The organism is Brevibacterium daeguense (assembly GCF_021729135.1).
In the GTDB taxonomy this organism is placed as follows: Bacteria; Actinomycetota; Actinomycetes; order Actinomycetales; family Brevibacteriaceae; genus Brevibacterium; species Brevibacterium daeguense.
In genome coordinates, this window is sequence record NZ_JAJTWW010000049.1 from 1 (window position 1) to 458 (window position 458).

1 protein-coding gene is annotated in these 458 nt (G+C 53.9%); it reads left to right on the plus strand.

The genetic code is table 11. The annotated features are described in order from the left end of the window. On the plus strand, positions 1 to 458 hold a 458-nt coding region (locus LXN01_RS16565; RefSeq protein ID WP_500676688.1), incomplete at its 3' end, for a hypothetical protein.

Below are 458 nucleotides of genomic sequence, written 5' to 3' on the forward strand. Positions count from 1 at the left end.
ATGGAGAAGATCTGGTACCACACCTTCTACAATGAACTCCGTGTTGCCCCTGAGGAGTCCCCCACACTTCTCACTGAGGCTCCCCTCAACCCCAAGGCCAACCGTGAGAAGATGACTCAGATCATGTTCGAGTCCTTCAACGTACCTGCCACCTATGTTACCATCCAGGCTGTCCTGTCCCTGTACGCCTCTGGTCGTACTACCGGTGAGGTTTGCGACTCTGGTGACGGTGTGACTCACTTCGTCCCCGTCTATGAAGGTTTCGCTCTTCCTCATGCTATCCTCCGTCTCGACTTGGCTGGTCGTGACCTTACCCACTACCTGATGAAGATCATGACTGAGCGTGGCTACTCCTTCACCACCACCGCTGAACGTGAAATCGTTCGTGACATCAAGGAGAAGCTTTGCTACATCGCCCTTGACTTCGAGAGTGAGATGAACGTCGCTGCTGCTTCCTC